The organism is Agathobaculum sp. TL06, from assembly GCF_054658635.1.
Genome location: NZ_BAAGGY010000019.1, coordinates 1 through 14,569, shown reverse-complemented (window position 1 = coordinate 14,569; position 14,569 = coordinate 1). Strand labels below are relative to the sequence as shown.

Annotated in this window: 13 protein-coding genes; 7 read left to right on the top strand and 6 right to left on the bottom strand. The window is 45.0% G+C overall.

Going from position 1 to position 14,569, the window contains the following annotated elements; translation table 11 throughout:
* Position 1: 1 nt before the first annotated feature.
* From ACYQ3S_RS11695 to ACYQ3S_RS11670, 6 genes are all read right to left on the bottom strand, one after another.
* Positions 2-1,990, bottom strand: a complete 1,989-nt coding sequence (locus ACYQ3S_RS11695; RefSeq protein WP_459689308.1) for an ATP-dependent nuclease — start codon at positions 1,988-1,990, stop codon at positions 2-4.
* Positions 1,991-2,040: 50 nt separating this feature from the next.
* Complete coding sequence (locus tag ACYQ3S_RS11690; RefSeq protein ID WP_459689306.1) at positions 2,041-3,066, bottom strand: restriction endonuclease subunit S; 1,026 nt, start codon at positions 3,064-3,066, stop codon at positions 2,041-2,043.
* Entirely contained in the window at positions 3,059-3,256 is a 198-nt protein-coding gene (locus ACYQ3S_RS11685; protein ID WP_459689305.1) for a hypothetical protein, read from the bottom strand. Before ACYQ3S_RS11685 ends, ACYQ3S_RS11690 begins: the two co-directional genes overlap by 8 nt.
* Positions 3,257-3,538: 282 nt before the next feature.
* Positions 3,539-4,846 carry an HsdM family class I SAM-dependent methyltransferase gene (locus ACYQ3S_RS11680; protein WP_459689303.1) on the bottom strand — a complete coding sequence of 436 codons (1,308 nt, stop codon included), beginning with the start codon at positions 4,844-4,846 and terminating at the stop codon, positions 3,539-3,541.
* Positions 4,847-4,859: 13 nt separating this feature from the next.
* Positions 4,860-6,200 carry an ATP-binding protein gene (locus ACYQ3S_RS11675; protein ID WP_459689301.1) on the bottom strand — a complete coding sequence of 447 codons (1,341 nt, stop codon included), beginning with the start codon at positions 6,198-6,200 and terminating at the stop codon, positions 4,860-4,862.
* A gap of 362 nt (positions 6,201-6,562) precedes the next feature.
* The gene (locus ACYQ3S_RS11670; protein ID WP_459689299.1) at positions 6,563-7,411 is read right to left on the bottom strand and encodes a helix-turn-helix domain-containing protein; all 849 of its coding nucleotides are present in this window, start codon (positions 7,409-7,411) and stop codon (positions 6,563-6,565) included.
* A 331-nt stretch (positions 7,412-7,742) separates the two neighbouring features.
* Between ACYQ3S_RS11670 and ACYQ3S_RS11665 the strand changes: the two genes are divergently transcribed.
* The 7 genes from ACYQ3S_RS11665 to ACYQ3S_RS11635 form a co-directional block, all read left to right on the top strand.
* A complete protein-coding gene (locus ACYQ3S_RS11665; RefSeq protein ID WP_369883270.1) occupies positions 7,743-8,036 on the top strand; it encodes a hypothetical protein in 294 nt (97 codons plus the stop codon).
* Positions 8,020-8,325 (top strand): molecular chaperone, encoded by a 306-nt coding sequence (locus ACYQ3S_RS11660; protein ID WP_459689297.1) that lies wholly within the window; start codon positions 8,020-8,022, stop codon positions 8,323-8,325. The genes ACYQ3S_RS11665 and ACYQ3S_RS11660 overlap by 17 nt, the downstream gene beginning before the upstream one ends.
* Positions 8,326-8,750: 425 nt before the next feature.
* Positions 8,751-9,977: a serine/arginine repetitive matrix protein 2 gene (locus tag ACYQ3S_RS11655; RefSeq protein WP_459689295.1), complete on the top strand. Its 1,227-nt coding sequence runs from the start codon at positions 8,751-8,753 to the stop codon at positions 9,975-9,977.
* Between the two features lie 112 nt (positions 9,978-10,089).
* A complete protein-coding gene (locus ACYQ3S_RS11650) occupies positions 10,090-11,418 on the top strand; it encodes a virulence-associated E family protein (RefSeq protein ID WP_459689293.1) in 1,329 nt (442 codons plus the stop codon).
* Between the two features lie 268 nt (positions 11,419-11,686).
* Positions 11,687-11,851, top strand: coding sequence for a hypothetical protein (locus ACYQ3S_RS11645; RefSeq protein WP_204219375.1), 165 nt, complete (start codon positions 11,687-11,689; stop codon positions 11,849-11,851).
* A gap of 75 nt (positions 11,852-11,926) precedes the next feature.
* A complete protein-coding gene (locus ACYQ3S_RS11640; RefSeq protein ID WP_459689291.1) occupies positions 11,927-13,567 on the top strand; it encodes a recombinase family protein in 1,641 nt (546 codons plus the stop codon).
* Between the two features lie 70 nt (positions 13,568-13,637).
* Positions 13,638-14,569: HNH endonuclease (locus ACYQ3S_RS11635; RefSeq protein WP_459689289.1), on the top strand; the 932-nt coding region annotated here is incomplete at its 3' end.

The window sequence follows — 14,569 nt, the reverse complement described above, 5'->3', positions numbered from 1 at the left end:
CTTACTCAAGCACCCGTTGGTCATTGAGCCACACCAGCCCATCTTTAATATAGGCTGGAATAGCATAATCCTCACATTCACAAATGAGATTAAGAGCAAAATCTGTTTTACTCTTCCCTGAAAACTCAAGATCGTCTTCAGTAGGAGTATCCCCTAATTCATAATGTGCACGGTTGACATTCCGGATTGCTTCTTCCAAAGAATGTCCGCACAACCCGTTCTCTGTTGTTTGGAATTCAATGTGACATTTGCATCGAGTTTTATCAGCAGGAGACATCGATGTAATATCAGTTAGAGCGATTTGAGTATTATCTTCCGCTGAAAGCCCTTTGATCTTCCGGACCCACCATTTTAGAGTTTCATTAGATGTTGTTTCACCGCATGAAACCGGAACAGACTTATAATATATTCTCCCATTCGCACCTTTTTGGCCAGACACAGAGTCCAAATCAGTAAGAATAAGGCATGGGATACCCAAAAACTCAGCGAACGGAATAAATTTATAGGCATACGCACCGCCGATTTCAACCAAGGCATAATACTGAGCAGGTAGTTTATATTCCCGAGAATCAAAGTCCCCCGCCTTAGCGCATTTATCGATCATGTCGGGTAACAACAAACGTTCTGACGCCCCTTCAACAAAGATTGCTTTATCTGCAAAAAATAAATCACACTTGGTTAGAGTAAGATACTTTCGGATGAAATCAGTGTTAGACGGATTCTCCTGAGCAAACGTATTTAGATTTTTATAGATAACACCGGCCTTTGTTTTTTGCGCATATCGAATTTTAGAGAAAACCATTGTGTTCGCAATATGAGCAGAATGCGAAGTTATCAAAGTTTGAATCCCTACAGAAGTAATTTTCGCCAGAAACGCTTCTAAGTACTCTGCAAAGGCGTGCTGCATCTGCGGGTGCATATGAGACTCTGGTTCTTCGATAAAAAGCAACGGTATACAGGCGTCCCCACATTTTTCTACCTTTTTGGCGAATGCTGCAAGAAGAAATTCCATTTTGATCAGATTTTTATATCCCAAGCCATTATAAGTACTGGGGAGTCGCTCTTTACTTGTTCCAGCAGTATAAGAAAGTTGTGTTTGATTCTTTATCTGGTCATCAATGCTTAGTTGGGTTGTAACCCCTAACTGTAGTTCTTCTCCATTGGGATAACCGAACCCAACTGCGTTGCTAACCAGAGCGCTTAGGATGCTATCGCTTTGTTGTTGGACGTTTTTGTTGGCGTTTTCAACAATAGCTCGAAGTTCCTTAACTTTTTCAGAAACACTTGGATCTAATTCGTCTTCACTCATGTCAAAGAAATCAGAGATAAGCGAAGACAAAGAATTGTCTTGGGTTCCGTCTTCACCAAGGCGGCGCTCTGCCTGAATAATGTGAAACGGAAATAATTCGGCCAGCTCTTTCTGCTTTTTACTCTGCTTTTCTTCTGGATTTTTTGGATTTATCGCACAAATCGTCATTTCAAAAAGCTTGTGGAAATTGCTTATAATAGCATTATGGACATCATCAGCAGGAGAAAAGCTCCCATTCTCATAATAGTTTGGCTCTAAAATTTTCAAAATACCTTTCTCGTCTGCTTTCAATTTGTATTCGGCACGAATCAACGCTGTAGTGGTATCCACATCTACATCAATGATAAACGGAGACAATGCGCCTAAGTTATCCTCCGGGTCATCCAGGGAATAGTCTACAAGGAACTCTATGGATATTGGTTCCAGCCGTTCACATAGATCTTCAAAAGCAATTTCCTTTGCCATGAACGAAGCAATATTAGCATATAGATTGTCCCTTTTCGACAAGGGGTAATCATTGAAAGAAAACGGAGTTCCATCCAATACTTTACCGATGCACTCGAAGCACGAGGTTTTGGCGGTATTATTGCGTCCTACAATTAAGGTTGTTTTTGGATCGACTTCCAGTTCAGCATCAATAAGCAATCGGTAGTTTTTTATTTTAATCTTTGATAATTGCATAATCCGCTATCTCCTTTGTGGAACTCCAGTCTGCATACCAGCGTTTAATCTTAAATATTACGAAGAATTGAGATGCGTTCTGTTGCGGCTTTTTTGATCTTTTGAATGTATGATTCCATAAACATAAAATCTGGAGTTCCATCATCCTTTACCGGGAGTTTAATGACATCTTTCTTCATGTCCTCCAGTTTCCATTTATCACCATATTCATGTAGTCCGCCTACACATTTTATGACTGGAGCAAAAAACATTGCCAGATCTTCATTCATTTCAAACTTAGGATATAAAACATTCACATCATCTGTAGCCCAGTATGGCTCTGTCTGATAGAAGGTTCGTCCAATATCAGAACCGTTGTAACATACCGTAAGGGTGTTTGCGGGATGGAGTTGCTCCGTATTGGATATATAAGCTGTAATGCCATTGTTGAACGATGATGCCCCTACATATCGAATTGTACCATCCTTCATTTCCGCTTTTGTTAAACGGCTTCCCTTTACAACATCAAACAACTGCTCTATACGAAAGGATTTCCAATTGCTTGTCGTTATTTTCCCTTTCGAAGATGGAACTCTATGTCTGAATTGTGCGATAAATGTGGAAGAACGAGCAATTTGCTTATCAATATATTCTTCCATATAATCAAAGTCAGGGGTTCCATCAGATTTTGCCGGAAGTTTAAGCATATCCCTTTCCATATCCTCTTTTTTCCACTTATCTATGAAGGCGTATTGCTTTCCGATTTGCTTAATAATTGGAATGATGAAAAGTGCAATATTGCGAGTAAGCTGAAACTTGGGATAAAGAACATTCACATCGTCTGAAGCCCAAAAAGGTTCATCTTGGTAAAAAGCTTCTCCTACAGATCCATTATAGCTTACTGAAATGCTATTGGCTGGATGAAGATGCTCGTCGTTCGAAATTTGGGCAGTGATACCATTGTTGAAGGTTGATGCACCAATGTATCGTATGTCACCGTCTTTCATATTCGCTCGAGTCAGACGAGTCCCCTTTTTTATTTCAAACAGGTCGGCTATAGCATAATCTTTCCATTGTGTAGTATCTATTTTACTCATTCAAATCACCTTCCCGATCAATAAGAATAGAAATTGATGTTTCAGAAGGCATAATTTTGCTACTATATACAATTTTCGATGTTAAAGCTTCATTGAACTCTCTAACATCGATTCCTTTGCTAAACATAAGGTAGTCTGTAACTGCTTTTGCAAAATCTTCTTCAAATATCTCAAACTCTTTCTTGGGCATTTGATAGCTCAAGTGCTCTTTGGGTTTAATCCATTGAATGGTTACATGGCCGGATTGTTTCCTTATAGTGTCGATCCATTGGTCTTCGATGCTCTGCCAACGATTTTTAGTATCTTGTCTGCCCTGATTCTTAACTGTTTCCAGCCCATCATCTTCAATATAACAGGCAAAAATTTCTCGATCCTTTTGAGGTACTCCGGCCTCGAATATGAAAATTGATGCGGTAACACCTTCGGAGAATACTTTTTCCGGAAGCTTAATAATTTTATGTAATGTACTATGCTAAAGAAGTTTCTTGCCTTTTCTATCCTTTTCCAGTTTTTTGTCCGGCAAAATAAATGCACATTTAGTCCCCTTTGGTACGCTTTTTAACACATTGTCGACAATAGTCAAACAACCATACTTAGATTCAAAGGGCGGATTCATTAATACTTTCGTGATATTTTTGGACTTTATCCAGTCACATGCTTCCTGTGTCCGGCTATCCAACTGTTCCAGATTTGTCTTTCCATCTTTGTGAATAAGCATATTTGCACAGGCCAGTGCAAATATTTCACGATCAAATTCAATGCCGTATAGTTGAACGTCCTTGATGGCAGCAGCTTTCTTAGTTTTTACACCGCCTGCTTCTTTTATCATGTTGCACATGGACTTTACAAGAAATGCACCTGAACCACAAGCTGCATCCAAAACACGATCATCTTTGTCTACGTCAATCAGGCGATACATAAACGACGTAATATGGTCTGGAGTGAATACCTGGCCGCTTTCGGATTTTTTCTTATAACGATTGAATTCGTTAAAAAAGATGCCCATGACATCTTCGCCATTCCAATAGTCAGAATTAACGCAGTCAGAAATCTGTGTAATCCACTCAATAAAATTATCGATTGCATCCTGATTGGTTGTATTGTTCATTTTGATTTCAGAGTAAACTTCAATCAGGAGGTCAAGTTTAAGATTTTGCTTTCTACTTTCCTCCAAGGATTTGGAGAGCGTACTAAGAATAGAATTTTTCATCAAAGTGAAATCCATTCCTTTAACCATAAAGGCACCGTAGCGTTTACCAACTAAGGCACATGCAGTGAAAATCATCCGATGATATAAATTCTTAATGCCAAAATCGATATGCAGACAATCATTTATACGTTTTGTGAGGTTATATATCTGCTGCTTATCGATCGTGTTCTTAGTAAACAACGTCAAATAATAGGATTTATCTTGCAATGTCGGTGCCGTAGACTCTGCCTCAATATTGTCGAGAAATACACGAACACCGTTTCCATTATACAAGATACCAACAACGTGCTTATATTGTGTTAAAGCGATTTTGCAGTTTTTTGTCAGTTCATTGACCCACTTTTGTAAAGTAATGTCCTCTGATTCGGATTTTGTTTCCAAAATAATTGCAGGTATCCCTTTGTCATCCGGCAGGTACCATCCATCTGGTTTGTCAATTATGCCTTTAAATCCCAGCTGGTTAAAAGTTGTAATCTGGCCTGTTCCTTGTTTAACTTTAGGTTCAGTTTTGTCAAAACCAAGAATGAGCTTTGCACTATCTCTTACTTCATCCTCTGTTCTGTAATTCATGGTATTATCTCCTTTATGCCTTCTTTTGTTCCAGTGCAATCCCAATCAGCCGATCGGTCTGATCTGCCATAAACAGCGGGATATTCAGCACATCATCATCCAACTTCAAATTATCCAGTGAGAACCGGACACGAAGTTTAACTTGATCCGGGAACAACTCTTTGAATTTCTTAAGGCTCCTGCTGGTGGTATTGGCTTCGGACTTGACCTCCACAGGGAAAATATCGTTTTCACGCTGAATCAGGAAATCCACCTCATAAGGAGGATTTGTCTGCGTCCAGTACCGAGGTGTCACTTCAAACTGTGTAATCAAAGTCTGAAGCACAAAATTTTCGGTTAATGCCCCCTTGAATTCGGTAAATAACCGATTGCCCTCGCCAAAGGCAGTCGGCGCCAGTTGCGCCAGTCTGCGGAGCAGTCCCACATCTACCAGATAAATCTTAAAGGCAGAGAGGTCATCATAGGCAGCTACAGGCAGGCCAGGAGCAGTACTGCGGTAGATCTTATGCACCAGTCGGGCATCCACCAACCACTGCAAAGCATCCTCGTATTCACGGGCCCGTGCCCCTTCTTTGACTACCTTGTAGATAAACTTTTTGTTTTCTCTTGCCAACTGGGACGGTATGGACTTCCATATCATCGAAATCTTGGGGAATTCGCTGATATTAGGGTGTTTGGCAAAGTCACGCTCATAAGCACCAATAATCCCGGACAGGGCTTCCTGCATGGCATCCACATCTCTTGCCTCCGTCCACATCTTGACGGATTCCGGCATACCACCGGTCACATAGTACATCTTCAGCTTTTCATACAGAGGATTAAAAAAGGCATCGGGAATCGGCTCAATGGTGTTTACTGTCTCCAGATAGTTTGCCAGATTCTCATCCCCGTTGGCCAATAGAAATTCTGTAAAGGTCATAGGATCAATCTGCATGAAGTTGACTTTACCTACCGGAAAAGAAGAAGGTTTTGCTAAGGCAATTCCCAGGAGAGAACCAGCGCAGGCAATGTGATATTGCGGCGCATTCTCACAAAAGTACTTCATAGAATTGATGACCTTAGGGCAGTCCTGTACCTCATCAAAAATAATGAGGGTCTTTTCTGGCATAATCTTCTGACCACTTGCCAGCATGAGATTCTGCAAAATCCGGTCCACATCTTTTGTGGTTTCAAAGAATTGCTTATATTCTTCGTTTTCATCAAAGTTGAAATAAGCAGTGTTTTCGTAGTAGCGTTTGCCGAATTCTTTCAGAATCCAGGTCTTGCCGACTTGACGCACACCTTTCAAAATTAAAGGCTTGCGATAGGGAGAATTCTTCCAGTTCAGTAGTTTCTTCAAAATCAATCGTTCCATATATACACCCCATCACACTTTTATGATAGATCCAGTGCTTCTTAATCACACTTTTATTATATGCCAAAACAGCAAAAAACACAAGCCAAATCACAAAATTATATGTGTTTCAAGGCAACCCAATCACATTATTATTTGAAGCCTCAGTTTGATTACTTTGGGAATCAAAAGGCCTGGATTTTACATCACAAGTAGAATCCAGGCCCTTGGGGAGCAACTATAGAGTCGTAAAGGAGACGATCAATCTGATTACCGTCCCAAACAGATATGTTTTGGCTACACATTTTCTGCCATATTTGACTTACGATGTTTTCTAAAACATAGCAAGTCAAATGCTCAAGTCGGTATCACTTCATTTAGTCTTATCTCTTCTTTCTTTTCTTGGCATTGTGATAGACTTGCGGCCGAGCCTTTCCCCTCATATTGTTGGGATTCTTCAGCAACTTGGACAGGCTCAATATCCGCATAAACGCTGAGAAATCCTCGGATGCAATCTTGTCAAAGGGAATCTGCATCTGGTCGCAGAACTCATGAATCACCCGTTCCTCGTTACTGCCCAACTGCATGGCACGGTCAAATTTTTCCTTGACCTCTGTAAAAGTTGGCTGTGGATCGGCGGTGGTGCGGTCGGTAACATGGGACTTACGAATGTCCTGGACGATGCTGTCCAAATCATCATGGATCGTGTGGCTGAAAAAATCGCTCTCCTGCACCTGTCCAAGCTCCAGCGTGCGGACATAAAGGTCGTTTTCCCCCGGCGCATGGCTGCGGATCACTTCCTGTCGGGTGGCCTCCAGCACCAGATTCATCTGGGCAATCCGCATATCGGCGATCCGGTCAACGAAAATCTCAATATCCGTCATCAGCCGCTGGAAGTTTTCGTGTGTAGCAATCTCACACAGCAGCCGGTTGTTGATTTTCCCGCTGCTCAATAATGTAACCATATCATCACTCAAATGCAGGGCCTGAAGCTCTGTGTTTGGGTGATTTTTATTTTCTGACAATCCCATCAGGTAATCGGTGGACACCCCGTAAAATTCCGCCAGCGTAGCGATGGCAAAGGGGCTGATGTCCTTATAATCGTCGCTCTCATATTTGCTGAGCGCAGATTTGGAAAGCCCGGTCTGCTCGGCCAGTTGCTCCAGCGTCAGGTGCTTGTCCACCACCCGCAAGTCTTTTAATCGTTCCGGGATAGACAGTTTTGTATGCATCTAAACTCCCCCTCTCATCAGGAAAATCCTGCCGTTTTTAACCATTATACCATGATTCCATAAGCGTGGAAATATGCTGGTTTCAAGCCGTTTTCCATCGTTTTAGACATACGGGAGAGGGCCTGTTTTTTCGGTAAAATGAGTTTTGTCAGGAGACACAGAACCTTGAAAATTGAATGACCGGCTGCAAGGGGTATGACCTCTGGGGAGGTGACGCCATGACAGGAGCGCACCAAGGAGGACAATACGCTGGGAAAAATCCGGGCAGGAGCGATTGCAGACAAACCGGCAACTAACACATGGAAAATAAACTTTTAGGAGGTTGTTTTTTATGAAGTTGAGTATCCGAGAAAAGAAAGTGCTGTACGACTTTGCCTGTCCCAACCACCACAACACGGTGACAAGGCTCAAATGGCTGACTGCCCTTACTGTTGACCCGCAGGCCAAGCACCGGATGCTGGAGCTGGCCCGGAAGATGGAAACGGAGATGGCAGAAAGCTGGTACACCGGCTTTTATCACCAGCTCCGTGCGGAGATGGACGAGTATTACCGTGCCAAGCGCCGCCTGCGTTTGGTAAAGGAAAACACCGACTATGAGGAGGATCTGTATGACGAAGCTGTCTAAGTATGAGAAAGAAACCATCATCAACTGGAATGAGGCGGAAGACGCCGCCAGTATCTACACCTTCAACGCCGATCTGAAGCGCAGGCTGGCGGAGTTCAGCCGGAAGTATCCCCAGCTGTGCCGGTTGGAGCGCAGCACTACTGAGGGCAGCGTGACCTATGTGATGGACAAGTCCCGCCTGTCCATCCGTTTGGTGCCGCCGTACAGTGAGGAGCGGCTGGCGGCTGCCAGAGAATACGCCAAACAGCACGGATTTCAGGTCTTGCGGACGGACAAGAAAAGCGCCTGAAATCGGGTCAATTCACAGGAAAATGGCGGGTCTGCACCCGGTATTTTGCGGTGAATTGGTAACGGGATACCCCTGCATCCCCCTGCCGGGAAATGCGACAAAAGGAGCATTCAGAGCCGGAGGAGCTGACAGAAACCGCACAAGCGATGAAAGTCAGCTTCTCCGGGCAGGAGTACAGAGGGCGGCAAGCCCTTTGTGCCTGGGTGCAGGGGCGGCAGCGCCCTGTTGGGGTCAAGGGGCAAGGCCCATTGGCGGGTTGAGGGCAGCCGCCCCATCGGGTCAAGGGTGAAACGCCTTGCCCAGGGAGAGTTGATGCTTTGCGTCAATTCGTACTGGGTATTACCTGACGCAGAAATCCGCAGGTTTGGCGGCTTCGCCGCTGCTCCCCATTCGGGAAAAATCAGCAGAGATTGGAGGGATGGAAATTGAAACTGACACGGCACAACGGACGCTCCGGCAAGCATGGCACCTATAATCCCCGGCACAATGACCGCCGGTTTGATGTCGAGAACAGCGAACACATTGATGCCCAGCGAGCCAAGAAAAATGTGTACTGGGACTGCTACCGGGGCTTCACTACCCCGGAACTTCGGGAGAAAACGGAACAGCCGGATTTTAGCTTCGAAGAAATCGAGCGGATGTACTACTACGAGCATTACTCCGACCATGTGGATGCCCAGAATGCCCGGAACGAGAAAACACGACACACCGAGCGCAACCGCACGGTAGAAGACCTTTTGAAAAATAACAAAACTTGCCCGGAGGAAAGTATCTACCAGATCGGCACCATGGAAGAATCCGTTCCACCGGGTACTCTGGCACTCATTGTCAGCGAATTTTATGAGGAGTTTGAACGGCGCTTTGGTTCCCATATCCACATTCTGGACTGGGCGCTGCATCTGGATGAGGGTACGCCCCACATCCATGAACGCCATGTGTTTGACTGTAAAAACCGGTATGGGGAGCTGTGTCCCCAACAGGAAAAGGCGCTGGAAGAACTGGGGTTTGAATTGCCTGATCCGAGTAAACCCAAGGGCAAACACAACAACCGAAAACAGACTTTTGATGCAGTATGCCGGACGATGCTCTTTGACATCAGCCGCAAACATGGGGTGCATTTGGAGCAGGAGCCGTCCTATGGTGGGCGGGCGTATCTGGAAAAGCAGGACTACATTCTGATGAAGCAAAAGGAGCAGCTGGCCTCTCAAGAACAGAAGCTGGAGGAGCTGACCCTGAAAATTGAGGATGTGGAAACGCTGGTGGAGGAAGTTTCGGATATTGCCTATGACAAGGCGGTGGAGGTTGTCACCGATACTGTCCGGCAGGAAACCCATAGGGAGGATCTCCGATTGGTGGAGGAAACGAAAAACTGGGTACTCTCGCCGGAACGGAAAGCGCCGCAAAAAGAGCGTGAGTATGCCGCCGCTCGGTTGGATGGGGTCATTACAAAAATCAAAAACGCCATGCAGTCTGCGCTGACAAAAATCCAGAAGAAGCTGATGCAGCCGGAGGTCAAGCAGGCTGGCAAACAGCAGATTCAGGAAAAGGCCAAGGAATCTATTCTTGCTTTCCTGAAAAAAGCCAAGCAGGATAGCGCACAGAGAGAATCTAACCGGAAAAAGCAGCAGGAAAAACAGGATATGGAGCTTTAAGGCATCTGATTTTGCGAATAAATCAGATGCTTTTCCTTTGAGGAGGTGAGAAACATTGCACAGCGAATCGCAGAGTTTAGTGCCTGTAACCCAGCAGGCCAAAAGTGATACATTGAACGTTTATGAAGTGCGGGAAAGCCTTTCCACGACAGAAAAAGGACAACCGGCCAACACCATTGGAAATTGCCGCACAGTGTTTTGCCAAGATCCGTTTTTGCGGGGCGCAATCCGGCTGAATCTGCTGACCGACCGTGTGGATATTGTGCGGGATCTGGGCTGGCGTAGAAGCACCAGCGCCTTGACTGATACTGATGTCAAATATCTGCTCCTTTACTTTGAACAGAACTACGGCCTGACCAGTGAGAAGAAGCTAATGGCGGCGCTCTCTATCGTGGCAAACGAAAATTGCTATCACCCTATCCAGGATGTGCTGAACAGCCTGGAGTGGGACGGCATACCCCGGATACGCTCTTGCCTGCATCACTTTTTAGGGGCAGATGAGAGCGACTATGTGGAAGAAATGCTCAAACACTTCCTGCTGGGAGCTATCCGCCGGGTATTCCATCCAGGCTCCAAGTATGAGGAGCTGCTCTGTCTGGTAGGCGGCCAGGGAGCCGGAAAATCCACCTTCTTTCGCTTCCTGGCGATACAGGATGAGTGGTTTTCTGATGACCTAAAAAAGCTGGATGATGACAAGGTGTTTGCCAAGCTGCAAGGCCACTGGATCATCGAGATGTCGGAGATGCTGGCCACCAGTAACGCCAAGAGCATCGAGGAGATCCGCTCCTTTATCAGCCGCCAAAAGGAAACCTACCGCACGCCCTATGAGACCCAGCCCAAAGACCGGCTGAGGCAGTGTGTGTTCGGTGGTTCCTCCAACACGCTGGACTTTCTCCCACTTGACCGGGCCGGGAACCGCCGGTTCCTGCCAGTGATGATTTACCCGGAGAAAGCGGAGGTTCACATTCTGGAGGATGAAGCCGCTTCCAGAGAATATCTGTTGCAGATGTGGGCGGAGGCTATGACCATTTACCGCAGCGGCGAGTATTCTATGAAGTTTTCAAAGGAGATTCAGCGGCAGCTGGTGGAGGTTCAGAAAGACTTCATGCCGGAGGATACTGAGGCCGGGCAGATTCAGGGCTTCCTGGAACACTACACCGGAAATGTGGTCTGCTCCAAGCAGCTGTTCAAGGAAGCGTTGGGACACGCTTTTGAGGAGCCAAAGCGGTGGCAACTGCACAACATCAATGAGATCATGAACACGGTGGTGATGGGCTGGAAGCCTTTCTCTAACCCACGGATGTTTGTTGGATATGGGCGGCAGCGTGGCTGGGAACGAGAGATTTCCGGCAACGAAGTGCCCGACAACGAAGGTGGGTTTGTGGAGCTGAGCGAGGAAGAGGTCCGTCAACTGGAGCTGCCAAAGGAGTGGATTGCCTGATTTACAGGGCCTGTTGCCCGGTTGGTTGTCGGCTGGTTGCCGACTTTGTTGCTGTAAAAATGTGGGTGTAGACACGATAAATGCCCGTAAAGCAAGGCTTTTGGTACGGGTATCTGTTCTCTGACAACGAAAGCAACGAGATTTCACAAGAAAATTTGAAAAGTAAGAAACGATGGCCAGACGATAGGTTACAGGTTTTTCGGATTCCGTTGCCGGACTTCGTTGCCGATGCCCTTTGTCTGGCTTTTCTGATCTATGGAGGTAGCCTATGGAGAAAACTCAAAAGCAAGAAAACAAGCAGAGCAAAAAAGTAAAGTTTATCGTGGTACGGGAGTTTTCAGGTGATAAAACCATGCAGGAAGCCTTTGAACAGCTCATTGAACGGCAAACCTGCGAACACTTTGAAGAATGGCTGGAACGCAAGGCAAGCTGAGGGAATTGGTTGAAGGAAAAACAGGGACATGATATAATATACATATCGTGTCCCTGTTCATAGAAGGAGATTACTATGAGCAGGAAAAAACAAGTCAATCAGAAAATCACAGCCCTCTATTGCCGTATTTCTCTGGACGATGGCGGCGATAACGAGAGTATGAGTATCAGCAATCAGAAACTTATGCTCAAGGAATTTGCCGAGAAAAACGGGATGTTCCAGTATGAGTATTATGTGGACGATGGTTACACAGGCCGAAATTTCAATCGTCCGGCTTTTCAGCGGATGATTTCCGATATTGAGGCCGGCAAAATTAGCTGTGTCATTACCAAAGACCTGTCCAGACTGGGAAGAAATTATATCGAAGCCGGCAGCTATATTGAAATCTTCTTCCCCAAACACAATGTCCGCTATATTGCCATTACGGATGGCGTGGACAGTTTGACCCGTCAGGAAATGGACATCACGCCCTTCAAGAATATCCTGAACGATATGTATAGCCGGGATATTTCCAAGAAAGTGCTGGCGGGGCGTATGACCCGTTCCCGACAGGGAAAGTTCTGTGGCGGACAGCCTCCCCTGGGGCTGATGCGTGACCCGGAGGATCGGGGACATTTGATCCTTGACCCGGAGACTGCGCCGGTGATTCGCAAAATCTATGACCTGGCACTGGATGGCTGGGGCTGTATGCGGATTGCCAAGCAGCTGATGGAGGACAAGGTTCCCATCACCAGAGTAAAAGGAAATACAGCCTGCGATGTCAACTACTATGCGTGGGGCGGCGCAAGAATCAGCCATATCCTGCGTAACCCCTTTTATAAGGGCGCTCATCTGGTTTGCCGGACACACCAGAAAGGGATTCGTTCCAACACCTATGACATCATTCCCCGTGAGGACTGGGAAATCATTGAGGGTTGTCATGAAGCGATTGTGACACCGGAGGAATGGGCAAAGGTTCAGGAGCTAATCGATCGCAGACCAACCATTATGCAGGGAAACGCCTGCCCGTTCTATAATTTGTTCCACGGCATTATCTACTGCGCTACCTGTGGGAAATCCATGCAGGTACGGTATGAAAAGGTCGGCAGAACTGGCAAAAACCGATTTACTGGTGAGCAGCGGGAGCCGATTGATAAGGCGTATTATATCTGCCAGACCTACAACCGGCTGGGCAAAAACGCCTGCACCAGCCATAAGATCGAAGCCAGGGATTTGTATAATCTTGTCCTGAAGGACATTCAGGAATTGGCAGCGACGGCGCTCAAAGATGCAGATGCCTTTTATCAGCGGTTGAGCAGCCGGATGGAGCGCCGATATATGGCGGATGCTTCCGAGATGCAGAAAGAGCGTGAGCGTCTGGAAGCCAGAAACCGAGAAATTGACGATATGTTCCTGAGCCTTTACACCGACAAGGCCAAGGGTGTGCTTTCTGAGCAGCGTTTTATGAAGTTGACCGCCGCTATGGAGCAGGAACAGGAAGAAAATCAGCGCCGGTTGCAGGAACTGATGCGAATGCTTCAGCAGTCCAATGCTCAGGAAAGTGAAGTCCGTACCTTTATCCGGGAGATTCGGCAGTATGCCACAATTCAGGAACTGGATGAAACGGTGCTGAACCGCCTGATCAGCCGTATCCTGGTCGGTGAAGTCAAGAAAGTTGATGGGCAAAAGGAGCAGGAAGTCAGGATTGTTTACAACTTTATTGGAGAAATTTTTTAATTGCTAAAGTTTCATTTAACATCACGTTAGAGTAATGGTCAAAAATGGTGCTAAGATTCAGGTTAGGCTGGTGAACAAAGTGATTTTCAATGAAATATATGATCCACTAATAAAATTTGAAAAAATTGATGTCACGGGTGTACGGCGTGAATGTCATGGATTGCAGATAGCTAAAAATGAACGAACCTGCATGTTTTGTGCTCAATCATATCCAGATGTTAAATTTTCCAAAATTGCTCATGCAGTTTCGGAATCTATAGGTAATAAAACATTATTTAATCATTTCGAGTGTGATAAATGTAATTTTGCATTTGGGCAAAAATTAGAGGACGCATTTGGTAAATATATTGCTCCATTCAAGTTCGTTTCTCAGATAAAGGGGAAAAATGGGACTATTACTATTAAAGACATGCCAGAAGATAAAGAGTTATCGTATAAAACTTATCGACTAGAAAGAGGAAGTGGTAGTAATTCGGATAAAAATTACTTCCCACAGGACTATATTATTGAAAAAAGTGGAAGAGGAATTTTCCGAGAAACAGAAGAAGGATTCGCAATTGAGATTCCAAGGAACAGATATAATCCACGCTTGGTGTATGCTGCATTGCTAAAAATGGGATACAGTTTGCTTCCTATTGATTTGTGGGATGAATATGCGATAGGTATTACATCTTTGGGATTATATGTAAGAAATGAACCACCGTTTGACAATAATACTGAATCAGAAAAATATATAAACGGTTTGCCAAATAAAGGAATACTAGCACAATTTCCGGGAATTAACCCCCTGAACGGAGTGTCTGCATTTTTGTATCAAAGGAATGAAAAAGCTCCCTGCGAGTATACAAAATTACTTTTTAGATTGGACTTTTTTAATTTTTCTATCCTCATTCCTATTGTTTCTGATAGAGAAACACAATATTCTAAATTTGTTATCCCTGCTTTTCAAAATAATCCCAGCATAAGTGTTATTGACTTTTCAAAGGAGGAAAAGATATATAC

Coding starts and splice junctions, on each gene's coding strand:
- ACYQ3S_RS11675 (WP_459689301.1), bottom strand. CDS start 6,200: ATGGAACGATTGATTTTGAAGAAACTACTGAACTGGAAGAATTCTCCC.
- ACYQ3S_RS11665 (WP_369883270.1), top strand. CDS start 7,743: ATGAAGTTGAGTATCCGAGAAAAGAAAGTGCTGTACGACTTTGCCTGT.
- ACYQ3S_RS11690 (WP_459689306.1), bottom strand. CDS start 3,066: ATGAGTAAAATAGATACTACACAATGGAAAGATTATGCTATAGCCGAC.
- ACYQ3S_RS11640 (WP_459689291.1), top strand. CDS start 11,927: ATGAGCAGGAAAAAACAAGTCAATCAGAAAATCACAGCCCTCTATTGC.
- ACYQ3S_RS11645 (WP_204219375.1), top strand. CDS start 11,687: ATGGAGAAAACTCAAAAGCAAGAAAACAAGCAGAGCAAAAAAGTAAAG.
- ACYQ3S_RS11680 (WP_459689303.1), bottom strand. CDS start 4,846: ATGAATTACAGAACAGAGGATGAAGTAAGAGATAGTGCAAAGCTCATT.
- ACYQ3S_RS11685 (WP_459689305.1), bottom strand. CDS start 3,256: ATGCCCAAGAAAGAGTTTGAGATATTTGAAGAAGATTTTGCAAAAGCA.
- ACYQ3S_RS11660 (WP_459689297.1), top strand. CDS start 8,020: ATGACGAAGCTGTCTAAGTATGAGAAAGAAACCATCATCAACTGGAAT.
- ACYQ3S_RS11670 (WP_459689299.1), bottom strand. CDS start 7,411: ATGCATACAAAACTGTCTATCCCGGAACGATTAAAAGACTTGCGGGTG.
- ACYQ3S_RS11695 (WP_459689308.1), bottom strand. CDS start 1,990: ATGCAATTATCAAAGATTAAAATAAAAAACTACCGATTGCTTATTGAT.